The sequence below is a fragment of the Roseateles albus genome, assembly GCF_028595345.1.
Taxonomy (GTDB): domain Bacteria; phylum Pseudomonadota; class Gammaproteobacteria; order Burkholderiales; family Burkholderiaceae_C; genus Paucibacter_A; species Paucibacter_A albus.
In genome coordinates this window covers 406,522-423,297 of record NZ_JAQQXT010000002.1, presented here as the reverse complement: position 1 = coordinate 423,297, position 16,776 = coordinate 406,522, and the positions used below count along the sequence as shown (strand labels likewise).

General features: G+C 61.3%; 16 protein-coding genes. 4 read left to right on the top strand and 12 right to left on the bottom strand.

What is annotated here, in order from left to right; all coding sequences use genetic code 11:
* Positions 1-271 precede the first annotated feature (271 nt).
* The 4 genes from PRZ03_RS04785 to PRZ03_RS04770 all read right to left on the bottom strand — a co-directional run bounded on the left by PRZ03_RS04785 (position 272) and on the right by PRZ03_RS04770 (position 3,167).
* On the bottom strand, positions 272-1,225 hold the full coding sequence (locus PRZ03_RS04785; protein WP_273599248.1) for an LD-carboxypeptidase: 954 nt from the start codon (positions 1,223-1,225) through the stop codon (positions 272-274).
* Positions 1,222-1,776, bottom strand: coding sequence for a tRNA adenosine(34) deaminase TadA (gene tadA, locus PRZ03_RS04780; protein ID WP_409993926.1), 555 nt, complete (start codon positions 1,774-1,776; stop codon positions 1,222-1,224). Before tadA ends, PRZ03_RS04785 begins: the two co-directional genes overlap by 4 nt.
* Before the next feature lie 62 nt (positions 1,777-1,838).
* Positions 1,839-2,072, bottom strand: coding sequence for a hypothetical protein (locus PRZ03_RS04775; protein ID WP_273599247.1), 234 nt, complete (start codon positions 2,070-2,072; stop codon positions 1,839-1,841).
* Positions 2,073-2,198: 126 nt separating this feature from the next.
* Positions 2,199-3,167 (bottom strand): LysR family transcriptional regulator, encoded by a 969-nt coding sequence (locus PRZ03_RS04770; protein WP_273599246.1) that lies wholly within the window; start codon positions 3,165-3,167, stop codon positions 2,199-2,201.
* A gap of 147 nt (positions 3,168-3,314) precedes the next feature.
* On the opposite strand from PRZ03_RS04770, the gene PRZ03_RS04765 reads away from it, so the two are divergent.
* Both PRZ03_RS04765 and PRZ03_RS04760 read left to right on the top strand, forming a co-directional pair.
* Complete coding sequence (locus PRZ03_RS04765) at positions 3,315-5,438, top strand: alkyl/aryl-sulfatase (protein WP_273599245.1); 2,124 nt, start codon at positions 3,315-3,317, stop codon at positions 5,436-5,438.
* A gap of 80 nt (positions 5,439-5,518) precedes the next feature.
* Positions 5,519-6,820 (top strand): OmpP1/FadL family transporter, encoded by a 1,302-nt coding sequence (locus tag PRZ03_RS04760; protein WP_273599244.1) that lies wholly within the window; start codon positions 5,519-5,521, stop codon positions 6,818-6,820.
* Between the two features lie 84 nt (positions 6,821-6,904).
* On the opposite strand, the gene guaA is transcribed toward PRZ03_RS04760, so the two are convergent.
* The 3 genes from guaA to guaB all read right to left on the bottom strand — a co-directional run bounded on the left by guaA (position 6,905) and on the right by guaB (position 11,322).
* Positions 6,905-8,509 carry a glutamine-hydrolyzing GMP synthase gene (gene guaA, locus PRZ03_RS04755; protein WP_273599243.1) on the bottom strand — a complete coding sequence of 535 codons (1,605 nt, stop codon included), beginning with the start codon at positions 8,507-8,509 and terminating at the stop codon, positions 6,905-6,907.
* 26 nt (positions 8,510-8,535) lie between these two features.
* Positions 8,536-9,783 (bottom strand): MFS transporter, encoded by a 1,248-nt coding sequence (locus PRZ03_RS04750; RefSeq protein WP_273599242.1) that lies wholly within the window; start codon positions 9,781-9,783, stop codon positions 8,536-8,538.
* Positions 9,784-9,852: 69 nt separating this feature from the next.
* The gene (guaB, locus tag PRZ03_RS04745) at positions 9,853-11,322 is read right to left on the bottom strand and encodes an IMP dehydrogenase (RefSeq protein WP_273599241.1); all 1,470 of its coding nucleotides are present in this window, start codon (positions 11,320-11,322) and stop codon (positions 9,853-9,855) included.
* Between the two features lie 84 nt (positions 11,323-11,406).
* Here guaB and PRZ03_RS04740 point away from each other — a divergent pair, with 84 nt between their 5' ends.
* Positions 11,407-11,973, top strand: a complete 567-nt coding sequence (locus PRZ03_RS04740) for a DUF4124 domain-containing protein (RefSeq protein WP_273599239.1) — start codon at positions 11,407-11,409, stop codon at positions 11,971-11,973.
* Positions 11,974-11,985: 12 nt separating this feature from the next.
* Here PRZ03_RS04740 and PRZ03_RS04735 read toward each other — a convergent pair whose 3' ends face one another.
* Both PRZ03_RS04735 and PRZ03_RS04730 read right to left on the bottom strand, forming a co-directional pair.
* Positions 11,986-12,306 carry an RnfH family protein gene (locus PRZ03_RS04735; RefSeq protein WP_273599238.1) on the bottom strand — a complete coding sequence of 107 codons (321 nt, stop codon included), beginning with the start codon at positions 12,304-12,306 and terminating at the stop codon, positions 11,986-11,988.
* A 2-nt stretch (positions 12,307-12,308) separates the two neighbouring features.
* Positions 12,309-12,770, bottom strand: coding sequence for a type II toxin-antitoxin system RatA family toxin (locus PRZ03_RS04730; protein ID WP_273599237.1), 462 nt, complete (start codon positions 12,768-12,770; stop codon positions 12,309-12,311).
* 73 nt (positions 12,771-12,843) lie between these two features.
* Here PRZ03_RS04730 and smpB point away from each other — a divergent pair, with 73 nt between their 5' ends.
* Positions 12,844-13,362 (top strand): SsrA-binding protein SmpB, encoded by a 519-nt coding sequence (gene smpB, locus PRZ03_RS04725; protein WP_263532048.1) that lies wholly within the window; start codon positions 12,844-12,846, stop codon positions 13,360-13,362.
* 77 nt (positions 13,363-13,439) lie between these two features.
* Here smpB and PRZ03_RS04720 read toward each other — a convergent pair whose 3' ends face one another.
* The 3 genes from PRZ03_RS04720 to phaR form a co-directional block, all read right to left on the bottom strand.
* A complete protein-coding gene (locus PRZ03_RS04720) occupies positions 13,440-14,627 on the bottom strand; it encodes a PLP-dependent transferase (RefSeq protein WP_273599236.1) in 1,188 nt (395 codons plus the stop codon).
* 61 nt (positions 14,628-14,688) lie between these two features.
* Positions 14,689-16,101: a 30S ribosomal protein S12 methylthiotransferase RimO gene (rimO, locus tag PRZ03_RS04715; RefSeq protein WP_263532046.1), complete on the bottom strand. Its 1,413-nt coding sequence runs from the start codon at positions 16,099-16,101 to the stop codon at positions 14,689-14,691.
* Positions 16,102-16,164: 63 nt separating this feature from the next.
* Positions 16,165-16,761, bottom strand: a complete 597-nt coding sequence (gene phaR / locus PRZ03_RS04710) for a polyhydroxyalkanoate synthesis repressor PhaR (RefSeq protein ID WP_263532045.1) — start codon at positions 16,759-16,761, stop codon at positions 16,165-16,167.
* Positions 16,762-16,776: the final 15 nt, after the last annotated feature.

The following is a 16,776-nucleotide window of genomic DNA, read 5'->3' as shown; positions in this document are numbered from 1 at the left end:
AAAAAGTGGATAAAGAGGACCAGGGCGGCCAGCTTCTTGCCTGACTTACATCAGAGTTTCAGCGGCGCCTGATGCCTTGAGCGAGATGAAACTGGTCTTGTCCCAAGACGCAAATGTTTCATCCGGTTTCAGGGCCAGCTGAGGCCCTCTGCCCACCCCCACCCAGCGATCAACAAATGCTTAGCGCTGAACAAACTCAAGCCATGGGGCGGCGATTCCTGCGAGCAACTCAGCTTGAGCCAAGCTTTGACCCAGCTTTAGCCCGCAGCTTTCAATGCGGGTGAGCTTGCTCTTGATCGTGTTCATGCTTCAGCAGCGGATCGTTCTGCCAGCCCAGCAGCACATTGCGCCCCTGCACCACCAGATCAACCTTGGCACCGACAGGCAGGCAAACCTTGGTGTCCACATGGCCGAAAGGCAAGCCGGTCAGGATCGGCGTCTTGGTGACGGCGCGCACCGCAGCGATGGCCGACTTCAGGTCATAGCCCCGGTCCAGCGGCGATGCACGCCAGCCGCCAAAGTCACCCAGCACGATGGCTTTTTGCGCATCCAACACGCCCGCTTGCGCCAGTTGCAAGAGGCTGCGCTCGACCCGGTAGGGGTGCTCGTTGATGTCTTCCAGGAACAGCACGCCGCCCTTGATACGCGGAAAATGCGCCGTGCCCAGCATCGAATTGACCATGCACAGATTGCCGCCCCAGAGCTGGCCGCGCAGGCACAAGCCATCAAAGCCCTTTTCGGTGCGAAAGCCCACCGCCTCCAGCTGCCCGCTCATCGCCTCGGTGAAACAGTCCTGCGTAACATCGTCAACGCCGCCGTCTTTGTCGGGGCGACCAAAATCCACGCCAAGCGGGCCGGCCCAGCTTTGCGCCTTGGCATGGGTCAGCAGGCCGAGCTGCAAGGCAGTCAGATCGCTTTGCCCGACCCAGCGGGTGCCCTGCTCCACACTCTTGGCCAGCAGCGCCCAATCGATGCGGTCCAGCAAACGGGTCAGGCCGTAGCCGCCACGCGTGGCCAGCGCCACGCTGGGGGCCGCAGCCGCGACGCGGTGAATGGCGGCGAGGCGAGTGTCGTCATCACCGCCAAAGCGCTGGTGCTTGTCGAATGCCGCTTCGTCAATGCTGACCTCGAAACCAAGCTTGGCCAGACGTTTGGCGGCACGCTTGATAGGCTGGGCCTTGGCCAGCACGCCGGCCGGGGTGTAAAGGGTCAGTGAATTGCTCATTGGGGCTTGTCCGTCAAAGTGAAATCCGGCAGCACATCGAGATGCGTTGCGTCGCCGGTGGGGATGGGATCAAAAGGCGCCTGAGCCAAAGCGCGCAGGGCGGCCCGGCGCTCGCGCGCAGCCTCGCGCCTTTGGGCAAAGAACTCCCGCAACAGCTGCGCCGAAGCGTCGGCCAACACACCGCCCTGAATACAGGTGTGGTGATTGAGTTGCGGCTGCTCGAATAGATTGAGCACCGAGCCGGCCACGCCGGTCTTGGGGTCGGTCGCGGCGAACACCACCCGCTTGATGCGCGCGTGCAGCATCGCCATCGCGCACATCGCGCAAGGCTCCAGCGTCACGAACAACTCGCATTCCGGCAGACGGTAATTGCCAAGCAGCGTGGCGGCATGGCGCAGCGCCACGATCTCGGCATGCGCGGTCGGGTCATGCGTGGTGATGGGGCGGTTGTAGCCGGTGGCGATCACCTGGCCGGCGCGCATCACCACGGCGCCAACCGGCACCTCGCCGGCCAACCAGGCGTTTTGCGCCTGGTCGAGCGCAATGCGCATGGCGAATTCGTCGGTGGCACTGCCCGGCACCGCAAGCGCCGGGGTCAAATCAAGCGAATTAGTCAAGGCATGGCCTCGGAGGCCCGCTGAGCAGCCTGCTGCGCCGCGTCTTGCAATTGCTGCCGCACGGCATCAGGTATGTTCTGAGCCACGCCCGTGCCGCTGGCAGCCGACGCCGCCGAATTAGCCGAAGCAGCCACACCGACCTTGGTCAAGGAGACAGATTGTTTCTTCATCATCGAGAGCACGATGGCAAACGCGATGACCAAACCGAGGATGCTGAGTGCCGCACGCATGATTGTTGGTTTGTTGTCTATTGAATGAATGAGTAGCTTCGTTCACCACCGATGGTGCGGGACAGGCGTCAGAGCCGGCCGGCACCACCGGCAGGATTGTGCCTCAGCAATAGCGGGGCCACGCCCTCAAGCAAGGCCCAGCCAGCGCGCGCGCAAACGCTCTTCCTCAACGGCAACCTCCGCTTCCGCAGCCAAGATGAACTCGCGCATGCGCAGGGCCGGCATACTTAAAGGCCTGTCCTTGAGACTAACCAAGCCGTAGCGCAGCGTCATCCAAGACTGCGAACCGATCAAGGCCAGGCGCTGATCTTCCAGTTCGCTGGCAAGGCAAGACAGCGTCAAGGCCGACAGCGTGTCCGAGCCCGCCACGATGCGCTTGACCGCCGCCACCACATTGCACTCGATCGAGGGAAAGGGCCGCGCCGCCGCCAAGCTGTCCGACAATTTCGCCTTGGCGGCCAACATCGGCGCCAGCAGCCGGGGCGGTATGCGGGCCGGCGCTGCAAAGGGGAAAGCCAAGGCGTCTTCCGGACTGACGCTGCGCTTGCCGCCACTCAACAAGGGATGCCCCGTGCGGCCGACAAAGTAAAGCGCATGCTCGGGCAAAGCTTCCACAAGCAAATCCGCCTCATGGCTGAGCGTGCTGGTCTCGGCCACGAAGAAATCCAGTTCACGGGCGCGCAGCCGCTGCAGCAATTGATCCCAGTCGGCCGAGAGGAGCCGAACGCTGACGAGCGGGTGCTCGGCAATGAATCGGGTCAACGCCGGTGTGATGACCGTCTCGATCGGGTAAGGGCCACTGCCCACGCACAACTGGCCGGTTTGCTGCGCGCCTTTGGCATGCAGCGCCATCTCGAGTTCATCGGCCATCTGCACCAGGTCACGCGCCCGCTGCAACAACACCCGGCCCAGGTCCGTCGGCACGACACCGGCCGATGAACGCAGGAACAAGGCCCCACCCGCCTGCTGCTCCAATGTCTGAATGCTGCGCGACAGGGCCGGCTGGCTCAAACGCAGCACCACGGCTGCCCTGGCAAAGCTGCCCAGCTCGGCCAGCATCAACATTTGCCGCATCTGTCTGAGTTCTAAGGCCATGCGCCAAGTTTATAGCCTCCTTGCATCAAATGCATTTGACAAATATGCCTCGCCCCATTGAAACTGGCCGCCGATTTAGGCCGTTACAGCCCCGCTCCGGGGTTTGCCGAGTTAACTTAACAGGAGCGAAGATTGAAGATATCCAAAATGAAGCTTTCCCTGCAAGCATCGAATGTGGCGCTGATCGCAGCGGCCGCCATTGCCGGACTAACGACAAGCGTCAGCGCACATGCGCAAACCAATCAAGCCAAGGGCGCCTCGGTTGCCCAGCCACCGGCGCAAGTCAAGCATTTCGACCCCAAGGGCAGCCCGCCGTCGACCTACACGCTGGAGGTTCGCAAAGGCATCACCGCCACCCTGCCCTTCAGCGACAAACGCGACTACGACGAAGCAAACAAGGGCTTTATCGCCGAGCCCGCGTACAAGCAGATCAAGGCCGATGCCGGCCACGTCGCCTGGGATATGGGCGGCTACCAGTGGCTGCTGCAAGGCAAAGACTTCCAGAGCATCCACCCCTCGCTGCAGCGCCAGGCGGTGCTGAATATGAGCTACGGCCTCTACGAAGTGGTGCCGGGCAAGATTTATCAGGTCCGCGGCTTCGATCTCGCGAACATCAGCTTCATCAAGGGCGACACCGGCTGGATCATTTTTGACCCGTTGACGGCCAAAGAAACCGCCCGCGCCGCTTTAGAGTTCATCAACGAAAAACTCGGCAAGCGCCCCGTTGTTGGCGTTGTCTACTCACACTCGCACGGCGACCACTTCATGGGTGTGCGCGGTGTGGTGGACGAGGCCGACGTAGTCAGCGGCAAGGTCAAGATCATCGCTCCGGAGCGCTTCATGCAAGCCGCGATTGAGGAGAACGTGTTTGCCGGCAACGCGATGTCGCGCCGCACACAGTGGCAGTACGCGGTACTGCTGCAGCGCGACCCGCATGGCCACGTCGACCAGGCCATCGGCAAAAACGTCGCAAAAGGCAGCATGGGGCTGATCGCACCCAACCTGATCATCGCCAAAGACTTCGAGGAAGTCACCCTCGACGGCGTCAAGATGGTGTTCCAAAACACGCCGGACACCGAAGCACCGGTCGAGATGAACACCTACTTCCCACAGTTCAAGGCCTTCTGGGCGGCCGAGAACGTCACCGGCACCATTCACAACATCTACACGCTGCGCGGCGCGCCGGTGCGCAATGCGCTGAACTGGTCCAAGGAGATCAACAACGCATTGTGGAAGTTCGGCCAAGAAGCCGAGGTGATGTTCGCCTCGCACAGCTGGCCGCGTTTCGGCAACGCCCGCGTGCAAGAGGTGTTGCGCACCCAGCGCGATGCCTACGCGAATCTGAACAACCAGTCGCTGCACTATGCCAACAAGGGCGTGACGATCAACGAGATCCACAACGTCTACGAAGTACCCAAGAGCTTGCAGCAGCAATGGGCCGCACGCAGCTACCACGGTGACTCGAAGAACAATTCACGTGCCGTGATCAACCGCTTCTTGGGCTTCTACGACGGCAACCCGGTCAATCTGCACCCGCTGTCACCGCAAGACTCGGCGCCGCTCTATGTCGAAATGATGGGCGGCTCGGCCAAGATCATGGCCAAGGGCAAGCAGTTGATCGCCAAGGGCAAATATCTTGAAGCCACCGAGATTTTGAACAAGCTGGTGTTCGCCGAACTTCAGAACCAGCCGGCGCGAGATTTGCTGGCCGGTGCCTATGAGCAACTTGGCTACCAGGCCGAAAGCAGCAGCGCGCGCAACAGCTATTTACAAGGCGCTTTCGAATTGCGTAACGGCCTACCCGACACCACAAACGCCCCCAATGCCGCCAGTCCCGACGTGCTGCTCGGCATGTCGACCGAACTGTGGTTGGACTTCCTAGGCATCAGCATCGACCCCAAGCGGGCCGACGGCATGCGCTTCACCATCAACCTCGTCACGCCCGACAACGGCGAGAAGTACCTGATTGAATTGAGCAATGCCACGCTGACCAATATCAAAGGCCAGCAGGCCAAGAACGCTGACCTGACGATCACTCTGAACCGCAGTGAACTGAACCGGGTGATGATGGGCCTGAGCTCCTTCGATGACCTGGTCAAGGCCGACAAGGCAAAATTCGAAGGTGACCGCAAACCTTTTGATCAGCTGCGCAGCCTGATGGTCTCGTTCTCACCGACCTTCGAAGTGCTGCCGGGCACGGCACCCCGGGCGGCCAAACAGCCCAAGGGCTTGCCGGCCTTCGCCTTGCCCGACCAGTTGGACAGCGATTGATCTCGGTTTAACACCTCTTTGAACGCCGGGAAGGCGGCTGCGGCCACCTCCCGGCGTTTGTCTTTTTGGAGAACACCGCCATGACTAAAAACAATACGCAACAGACTTTGTTGGCGACGGCGCTTGCTTGCGCCCTCTTTTCTTTGAGCCCGGCGGTCAGCGCCGGCGGCATCCTGATGTATGAGGTCGGCACAGCCGATGTCGGCCTGGCCGCTGCGGGCTATGCGGCGCGCGCGCAGGACGCGTCAACCGTGCTGACCAACCCGGCCGGCATGACGCGGCTCAGCGGCAATCAAACCACGCTGGGCGCGCAAGTGCTGCACGGCGATGTGGGTTTTTCGATCGGCGACGGCACCTCGGCGGGCTTGGGCAACAAGAGCGGCGGCAACCCGGTCGGCTGGTTTCCGGGCGGCGGCGCGTTCTACACGCACAGCCTGTCACCGGACTTGAAACTCGGCTTCGGCGTGACCGGCAACTTCGGCTCGGCCACCAAGTATGAGGACGGCTGGGTGGGCCGTTACCGCGCCCAAGAAGGCAAGTTGCTGGGCGTGTCGCTGCTTCCCTCTGTCGCCACGCGCATCAACGACAAGCTATCGCTGGGTGCGAGCCTGAACTTGATGTACGGCATGCTGGACAACAAGGTGGCGGTCAACAACATCATCGGCAGCGACGCCAGCCTGACCCTCAAAGACAACAGCTGGGGCGCGGGCGCCAACTTGGGGCTGATGTACGAAGTCGATGCCGGCCGGCGTTTCGGGCTGACCTATACCTCGCCGGTCAAACTGAACTTCAAGGCGCAAGCTCAGTGGAGCGATCTGGCGCCCGGTGTGCGAGCGCTGCTCAACGCCCGAGGCTTGCTGGACACGCAAGTCGATCTCGGCGTAACGGTGCCGCAAGGGCTGATGGCCAGCACCTACCAACAAATCGCGCCGGACTGGGCGCTGCTGGGCAGCGTCGGTTGGCAGCAATGGTCCAAGTTCGGCGAAGCCGAAATCGGCATTGACTCCAACAACCCCACCGCATTGAGCACCCAACTGCCCTTCAGAGACACCTGGCATCTGTCGGTCGGCACGCAGTACAAATGGTCAGATGCTTGGCTGCTGAATGCCGGCATAGGCTATGACTCGGGCTTCCAGAGGAATGGCCAGATCGCCTTGGCGCTGCCGGTCAATGCCACCTGGCGTTTCGGTGTCGGTGGCCAAAAGGAACAGTCCAGCAGCTTCAACTGGGGCTGGAGCTTGGAGTACACGCCGCAAGGAACTTTGCGCAGCAATGCTCAAGGCGGAGTGCCCGTCGTTTTGGGTGGACGCGGCAGCGTGATCGGCGAGTACAAAAAAGTCAACTTCATCTTTCTGGCGATGAATTTCAACTGGAAGTCTTGATCGACGGAAAAGAAAAAAGCCGCTCAGCGATGCTGGGCGGCTTTCAGTAGTTCGGCAAATCAGTCAGCTGGCCAAAGGCTCAACTCACTCCCACTCGATCGTGGCCGGCGGCTTGCTCGACACGTCATAGGTGACCCGGTTGATGCCGCGCACCTCGTTGATGATGCGACCCGACACCTTCTTCAGCAGACCATAAGGCAGCTCGGCCCAGTCGGCCGTCATGAAGTCGCTGGTCTGCACCGCGCGCAGCGCCACCACATAGTCATAGGTGCGGCCGTCGCCCATCACGCCCACGCTCTTGACCGGCAAGAAGACGGTGAAGGCCTGGCTTGTCAGCTCATACCAGTTCTTGCCGGTGGCCTCATCCTTCCAGCCGCGCAACTCTTCGATGAAGATCGCGTCCGCCCGGCGCAGCAGATCAGCATATTGCTGCTTGACCTCGCCCAGAATGCGCACACCCAGGCCGGGGCCTGGGAAGGGGTGGCGGTACACCATATCGGCCGGCAGGCCCAGTGCCACGCCTAAAGCCCGCACCTCATCCTTGAACAACTCACGCAGCGGCTCCAGCAGCTTCAAGCCCAATTGCTCGGGCAGACCGCCGACGTTGTGGTGGCTCTTGATCGTGATTGCCTTCTTGGTCTTGGTGCCACCGCTCTCGACCACATCGGGGTAGATGGTGCCTTGAGCTAACCATTTAGCGCCCTGCAACTTGTCATTGCCGGCTTTGAGCTTGGCGGCCTCGGCCTTGAACACTTCGACGAACTCGCGGCCGATGATCTTGCGCTTTTGCTCGGGGTCGGTGACCCCCGCCAGATGACCGAGGAACTGAGCTTCGGCCTGCACATGCACGACCTTGGCGTGCAGCTTGCCGGCGAACATCTCCATCACCATCGCGCCCTCGTTCAAGCGCAGAAGACCATGGTCGACGAACACGCAGGTCAGCTGATCGCCGACGGCGCGGTGGATCAGCGCCGCAGCGACCGAGGAATCAACCCCGCCGGATAGGCCCAGGATGACTTCTTCATCACCGACCTGCTCGCGGATCTTGGCGACGGCTTCTTCGATGTAGTCACCCATGATCCAGTCGCCCTTGCAGCCGGCAATGTCGCGTACAAAGCGCGTCAGCAGCTCCTGACCCTTGACCGTGTGCGTCACCTCGGGGTGGAACTGCACCGCGTAATAGCCTTTTTCTTCGTTCGCCATGCCGGCAATCGGGCAGCTCGGCGTTTCGGCCATCAGTTTGAAGCCGGGCGGCATCACGGTGACCTTGTCGCCATGGCTCATCCAGACCTTGAGCATGCCGTGGCCTTCCAGCGTGGCGTGGTCCTGGATGCCGTCAAGCAACCGGGTATGGCCATGGGCACGCACCTCGGCATAGCCGAATTCGCGGTGATCACTGGCCTCGACCTTGCCGCCGAGTTGCACGGCCATGGTGAACATGCCGTAGCAAATACCCAAGACCGGCACGCCCAGATCCCACACAGCCTGCGGCGCGCGCAGCTCATGGTCTTCATAGGTCGAGGCATGGCTGCCGGACAAGATGATGGCCTTGGGGGCGAATTCACGGATGAACTCGTCCGACACATCATTGGGGTGGATCTCGCAGAACACCGCCGCCTCGCGCACCCGGCGAGCGATCAGCTGGGTGACTTGGGAGCCGAAGTCGAGGATCAGGACCTTGTCATGCATATTCATCTCACTTCATCAAAAATTATTCAGACGGCCACGGTCGCTGCGGGCCGCGTGCGCGCGAAATGGCGCCAGGCGAAAACGAGCGACAGCGCCTGCAAGGCGGCGCAGAAATAGAACGGTGCGCCGATGCGCCAATCACCTTGCGGCAAGTCGGCGACGAAATAGATCAAGCCCGGCCCAACCACGGGCGCCAGCACCGCCATGATGCTGTTGAGCGAGGACACCGCGCCCATCGTTTCACCTTGGGTCGAGGCGTCGGCAGCGTTCGAGATCAGGCTTTGCATCGCAGCATTGACTGCAAAGCCCAAGAGGTTGAAACCGATGATGGCGTACATCATCCAACCCGCCGTCGAAGCACCCCAGACAAAATTCGTCACCGTGCTGGACAAGAGGCCCAGCACGACCAGGCGTTGCGGCGAGAAAATCTTCAACAGCTTCGGCAGCAAAAAGCCCTGCACCAGCACCGACATCACGCCCACCGCGAACAGCGACCAGCCGTTCTCTTTGGGGCCCCAGCCGAATTTGAAATGCGTGTAAAGCACCCAGCTGGACTGCAAAATCATTTGCGCCAAGCCCGACAAGGCGATCACAAACACCAAGGGGCCGACGCCCTTCAAGCTGCTGAGCTTTTTAAGTGAGTTGACCGGATTGGCGCGCCGCCACGTGAAGGGCCGGCGGTTCTCGGGTTTGAGCGATTCGGGCAGGACGAAAAAGCCATAGCACCAGTTGATCAGCGCCAGCGTTCCGGCCACATAAAACGGCAGGTGCAGGTCGATATCACCCAGAATGCCGCCCATCACCGGGCCGAGGATGAAACCCATGCCGAAGGCCGCGCCCAGCATGCCAAAACGCTTGGCGCGCTCATCCGGCGCGCTGATGTCGGCCACATAGGCATTGGCGACCGAGGCATTCGCCTGCATCGCGCCGCTGACCACCCGCACCGCGACCAGCATCCACAAGGCGGTGGCCATTGCAGTGACGAAGAAGCTCAGTGCCAGGCCGCAAAAGCCGATCAACATCACCGGCCGGCGGCCGTAGCGGTCGGACAAAGCGCCAAGAATGGGCGAGCCGATGAAGTTGGCGAAACCAAAGGCGAAGGCCACCATCAAATAGGCCAGCGTGTGATTGGCGGCCGAATTGGTAAAGCTGCCCACCAGCGGCGGCAAGACCGGGATGATCAGGCCGATCGAGATCATGTCGATCAATACCGCCACCATGATGAAACCCATGCCGGCCGATCTACGCCTGGCCACCTTGCTTGGCTCTGACACTCGCTCGCTCAATCTATTTCCTTGCTGCTCAATGTGAAAAAGGGGCCGAGGCCCCTTCTCTCCTCAGTCTCATTCGGAGCGGTAATTGGGCGACTCTTTGGTGATCTGCACATCGTGGACATGGCTTTCGCGCATGCCCGCCGAGGTGATCTCGACGAACTCGCCCTTGTTCTGCATGTCCTCGATGGTGGCGCAGCCGCAGTAATGCATGGACGCCTTCAAGCCACCGGCCATCTGGAAGATCACCTGCACCACCGAGCCCTTGTAAGGCACCTGGCCTTCGATACCCTCGGGCACCAGCTTGGAGGTGTTGGGGTTGTTGGCCGAGGTGTCCTGGAAGTAACGGTCGGCCGAACCCTTGGCCATCGCGCCCATCGAACCCATGCCGCGGTAGCTCTTGTACGAGCGGCCCTGATACAAGATCAGGTCACCGGGCGCTTCTTCGGTGCCGGCAAAAGCGCCACCCATCATCACGCAATCAGCGCCGGCGGCAATCGCCTTGGCCAGATCGCCCGAGAAGCGCACGCCGCCGTCGGCAATCACCGGCACGCCGGTGCCGCGCAGAGCAGTGGCGACATTGTCGATCGCGGTGATCTGCGGCACGCCAACACCGGCCACGATGCGGGTGGTGCAGATGGAACCTGGGCCGATACCGACCTTGACGCCATCGGCGCCCGCCTCCACCAGCGCCAAAGCGGCTGCGGCAGTTGCGATATTGCCGCCGATCACGTCGACGCCAGGGAACTTGTCCTTGACCCAGCGCACGCGCTCCAGCACACCAGCGCTGTGGCCATGGGCGGTGTCAACGATCAAGGCATCCACGCCGGCCTTGACCAGCATCGTCACGCGCTCTTCGGTGTCGTCACCAAAGCCGACCGCAGCACCGACGCGCAGCTTGCCGTGCGAATCACGCGCCGCGAGCGGGAAGCTGGTTTGCTTGGTGATGTCCTTGACCGTCATCAGGCCGCGCAACTCGAAGGCCTCGTTGATGACGACGACACGCTCGAGCTTGTGCTTATGCATCAAGGCCTTGGCTTCTTCCAGCGAAGCGCCTTCCTTGACGGTGATCAGCTTTTCGGCCGGCGTCATCATCTGGCTGACGGCCAGATCCATGCGGGTCTCGAAACGTACATCGCGGCCGGTCACGATGCCGACCACCTTTTTGCCATCCAACACCGGGAAGCCCGACACGCCGTGCAGGCGCTGCAACTCGATCACTTCGCGCACCGTGGTGCTGGGCGTGATCGTGAATGGCTCAAGCACGATGCCCGACTCATAGCGCTTGACGCGAGCGACTTCGATCGCTTGCTGCGCCGCAGTCAGGTTTTTGTGGACGATACCAATACCGCCCTCTTGCGCGATGGCGATGGCCAAACGCGCTTCGGTGACCGTGTCCATGGCGGCTGACACCAGGGGCAGGTTGAGGCGGATATTGCGGGACAGCCGGGTGGCTAAACTGGTGTCGCGAGGCAAGACTTGCGAGAACGCTGGCACCAAGAGGACATCATCAAAGGTGAGCGCTTTGCCGAGTAGGCGCATAGGGGAAGCTCCAGACGCAAAGCGGCATTATACGGAAGGCGCGCAAGGCACCCATCCAAGTGCGGCCAGGGCTACACTCAAAACATGCAAAAACTAAAGCTCAGCGCTGAGCCCACGCGCACCCTCTCGAGCAACTTTAGGCGCCACACCTTGCGCTTCAGCCTGCTCGGCATGCTGGTGCTTTGTGCTGCAGGCCCGGTACAGGCCCAGTGGAAATGGCGCGACGCCAGCGGCAAGCTGCAGTTCAGCGACCTGCCGCCGCCGCAAGGCACGGCTGAAAAAGACATCTTGCAGCGCCCCAAGAATCAGCAGCAAGAACGCATCGTCATCGTGCCCTACGGCACCAGCAGTAGCGCCGCTAGCGCCCCGCTCCCAGTGGCCAGCGGGCCGAGCAAGACCGACCTCGAGCGCCAAGCCCGCGAGAAACAAGAAGACAAAGACGCACAACGGCGCCAGCGAGAGAACGAAGCCAAGCTGGCCGAGCAGCGCCGAGACAACTGCCTGCGGGCTCAGGAGAATATGAAGCTGCTGCAGGATGGCGTGCGGCTCACGCGCAACAACGACAAGGGAGAGCCCATCGTCATCGATGAAAACCAGCGTGCGGAAGAAATGCAGCGCACCCGCAGCATCATCAACAGCGAATGCCGCTGAATGTAGCGGCCGCTAAAGCCCGATCTTGCCGCCCAAGGGGCGATGCCGCGAAGCAACCCGCTCTGGCGACTTGCGAAAGCGCAGTCGCCGCGATTCTTTCGGATCCACGGTCAAGGGCCGGTAAACCTCGATCCGATCGCGGTCGCGCAGCGGCGTGCTCAAAGGCATCAAACGCCCCCAAACACCGATTTTCATTGCGCCTAAGCCTGGCATTTGATCGGCAAACTCAGGGCAGGCCCGCAGCGCCTGCTCTATGGTCGCGCCCTCAGCCATCTGCAGATACCGTTGTCTAACGTCACCCGCACTCGGACTCCAAACCAATTCAAGATGCATGGTCAGCGCGCACCGTAAACCGCCTCGGCGCGTTGGACAAACCGCTCGACAAAGGTATTGGCGACGCGGTCAAACACCGGGCTGACCACCGCCTCCAGCGCAACACTTGAAAACGCATAGCGCAACTCGAACTCGATCTTGCAGGCCAACTCGGTTTCAGCGTTGCCACCCGGTTTGGTCAAAGGCACAAAACGCCAGTCGCCGTCCAACATTGAAAAAGGGCCGTCGACCAAGCGCATGCTGACGCGGCGGTCTGTTTCGTGACTGTTGCGGGTGGTGAAGGCGTGGCGCACGCCGGCATAAGCCAGCGACAGCCGCGCCGTCACGCCGTCGTCCTGTTGCTCCAAGAGCTCAGCCCGCTCGCACCAGGGCAAGAACTCGGGATAGCGCTCAACGCCGACGACCAAGTCATACATCTCGCGGGGCGAGTACCAGAGCAGAACGGATTTTTTAACATGCTTCATACAATGGCGAGATTGTATTGGCGCGGACGACTCCATTGACGCCCGCCCCGAGCCACCAAAAAAACAGAGCGCTATGTCCACTCCCAATTCGTCATTCAGGCCGCCGGCCAAAGCAAAGCCGGTTGTATCCAGCGCCCCGATCGCCGAAAACCGCCGCGCCCGCTATGACTATTTCATCGAAGAGCGGCATGAGGCCGGCATCGTGCTGGAGGGCTGGGAGGTCAAATCCATCCGTGCCGGCCAAGTTCAGCTGACCGACGGCTACGTGATGATCAAGGGCGGCGAGATGTATTTGATCGGGTGCCGCATCAACCCGCTGCGCAATGCCTCGACCCACATCAGCCCCTTGGCCGACCGGATCAAAAAGCTACTGCTCAAGGGCGAAGACATCCGCCGCTTGATTGGAAAGATCGAGCAAAAAGGCTTCACCCTGGTGCCGCTCAACCTGCATTTCAAAGGCAGCTACGTCAAAGTCGAAATCGGCCTGGCCAAGGGCAAGGCCGAGCACGACAAGCGCAATACCGAGAAAAAGCGGGATTGGGAGAAAGAAAAGGGGCAGTTGATGCGGCACGCATCAAAGTCGAAGACCTAAGCTGAGAAGCAGATTAGCTGCCACTTTCGCCAAAAGGGGCAGTTGATGCGGCACGCCGCCAAAGCCCCTTCCCGAGACTAAAGAATAGCCAGCGCCTGCGCCAGATCGGCGCGCAAATCGGCCTCGGCCTCCAGGCCAATGGCAAAACGCACGACCACACCCTCGGCAAAGTGACGGACCAGATTGCGGCTGCGACTCAAGTCATAGGGCACGGCCAAGCTCATCGGCCCGGCCCATGAGTAGCCGATGCCAAACAGCGCCAGCGCGTCGACAAAGGCGTCGACCTGACGTGCGCTGAACTCGGGCTTGAACACAGCCGAGAACAAGCAAGCCGCGCCGGCGCTGCTGGTCTGTAGCCAATGCGCATGACCAGGCGAGCCGGGCAGCGCCGGATGCAAGACCTGAGCAACTTGCGGCCGCGCCTGCATCCAGGCGGCCAAGGCGCGCGTTGTCGCGTCTTGCGCACGGTAGCGCAGTTCCAGCGTCGGCAAGCCGCGCAAGACCAGCTCCACATCGTTTTGACCCAGGCCATAACCGAGATGCTCGTGGGCATGGTTGAGGCGCTCATGCAGACCTAAGTCTCGCGTGCAGACCGAACCCATCAAGACATCGGCGCCACCCGAGGCGTACTTGGTCAGGGCCTGTATCGACACATCCGCACCGACTCCGGGCGCAATCTCAAAGGGATTGAAGGCCACACCCGAGCCCCATGTGTTGTCCAGCGCCGTGATGACGCCCCCATGGGCTTTACACGCCGCCAGCAAGCCCAGCAGGTCGGGGAACTCCAGCGTGATCGAGCCGGCCGCTTCCAGCCACACCAGCTTGGTCTGCGGCGTCAGCAGCGCCTTGAAGCCCGCCACATCAAGCGGGTCATAGAACTTGTAAGTGATGCCGAACTGCGGCAACCAGGATTCGCTCAGATAGCGGTTCTGACCATAGACGTTGTCAGGCACCAGCACCTCGTCGCCAGGTCGCAGCAGCCCCACGCTCACCAGCGTCACCGCCGCCAAGCCGCTGGGCACAAGCAGGCAGTGCTGCGCGCCTTCCAGGCTCGCAATGCGCGCCGCCAGGGTGTAGCTGGTCGGCGTGCCGTGCAGACCGTAGCGGTAGCTCTGGCCGTCGCGTGGGCGGTATTGATGCAGGTCAGCGGTATTCTTGAATAGCACCGTGGAGGCTTTGAAGACGCCGGGTGGGAACGCATTCCAGCCCTCGGGGGCATGGTAAGGGTGATGGATTTGATCCGTGGAGATGGCGCGTTTGCTCAAGTGAATACTCCGACCAGAAAAAAGAAAACGGGCCGCAGCCCGTTTGGGTTAAGAACAGCGACTAGATTGGCACGCCGATCAAGTCATGGCCTTCGGTCGCAACAATCTTCGCCTTGGTGAACTCACCCACCTTGAGCGTCTTGCTGGCCTTTTGCGGAGCGGCCAGGCGGACCGTGCCGTCGATCTCAGGCGCGTCGGCATAGCTGCGGCCAACACCGCCCTTGCGGCCCATGGCCGGGGCGGAATCAACCAAGACCTGCATGGTCGCGCCGATGCGCGAACGCAATTTGTCGATCGACACCGCTTCGGCGATTTGCATGAAACGCGCCTGGCGCTCTTCACGCACTTCTTGCGGCAGCGCACCGTCCAAGTCGTTGGCGGTGGCGCCCGTCACCGGCGAATAGGCGAAGCAGCCGGCACGGTCGATGCGCGCCTCGGTCATGAAGTCCAGCAAATACTGAAACTCGGCTTCGGTTTCGCCGGGGAAGCCGGCGATGAAGGTTGAGCGGATGACGATGTCGGGGCAAATCTCGCGCCAGCGCAGGATGCGCTCCATATTCTTCTCGCCGTTAGCCGGGCGCTTCATGCGCTTGAGCACGTCGGGGTGGGCATGTTGCAAAGGCACGTCCAGATAAGGCAGGATCAAACCATCGGCCATCAACGGCAGCACCTCATCCACATGCGGATAAGGATAGACATAGTGCAGCCGCACCCAAGCACCGTATTGCTTGGCCATCTCGCCCATTTGCGCAACCAGGTCATACATGCGGGTCTTGACCGGCTTGCCGTCCCAAAAACCGGTGCGGTATTTGACATCGACGCCGTAGGCGCTGGTGTCCTGGCTGACCACCAGCAACTCCTTCACGCCGGACTCGAACAGCGCACGCGCTTCGTTCAACACATCGCCGATCGGGCGCGACACCAAGTCACCCCGCATGCTGGGGATGATGCAGAAGGTGCAGCGATGGTTGCAGCCCTCACTGATCTTCAGGTAAGCGTAGTGTTTGGGCGTGAGCTTGATGCCTGCAATGCCACGCGACTCGGGCACCAGGTCGAGAAAGGGGTCATGCGGCTTGGGTACATGCAGATGCACGGCGTCCATCACCTCTTGCGTCGCATGAGGGCCGGTCACGGCCAGGACGCTGGGGTGCATCTCACGCACCAAGCCGCCGGCATCCGGGCTGCTTGCACCCGCCTTGGCACCCAAGCAGCCGGTAACGATGACTTTGCCGTTTTCGGCCAGCGCTTCGCCGATGGTGTCCAGACTTTCGCGCACCGCGTCGTCGATGAATCCGCAGGTGTTGACGATCACCAAATCGGCGCCGGCAAAGGTCTTGGAGGTTTCGTAGCCTTCGGCCCGCAGCTGGGTCAGGATCAGCTCGGAGTCGGTCAGGGCTTTCGGGCAACCCAGTGACACGAAACCGATCTTGGGCGCAGCGGCAGCGGCGATACCGCTTGTGTTAATTGTGTTCATGCCGGGATTTTCGCTCATCCCGCAAAGACTCACCGCAATGCCGGCTGCAAAACTGCCCGCGCCCTACTTTTTAGGGAAACCTGGCAGCCCAGGAATACCGGGAAAGAGTGCCGAGGCCTGCTGAATTTGCTCCTGCATTTTTTCCTGCATCTGCGAAATCAAGGTCTTTGACTGCTCGGCATAGCCACCCAGCAAACCCTGCATCATCGGTGCCTGCGCACCCAGAAACTGAGTCCACAACTCGGGGCTGAAGGCCAGGCCCTTGCTCTGCTCGGCGAACTTGGTCTGCAAGTCGCCAAAACTCTGCACATTTTTTTCCAGATAGTCACCCATCACGCCCTGCATCGCATGACCGTAAAAGCGAATGATCTGCTCAAGAGCGGCGGTGCTGAACATTGGCACACCGCCGGTTTCTTCTTCCAGAATTATCTGCAAGAGGATGCTGCGCGTCAGATCCTCACTCGTCTTGGCGTCACGCACCTCGAAAGCCTGGCCCGCGAACACCATTTTCTTGACGTCGGCCAAGGTGATGTAACTGCTGGTTTGAGTGTCATAGAGACGCCGGTTCGGGTACTTCTTGAGCACGCGAACGCCGCTGTTGTGCTCGGCGCCGGACTCGGGCGCCGCGCCTCCCGCGGCCTTTTTGCGGGCAGTAACCATGGACAACTCCTCTTC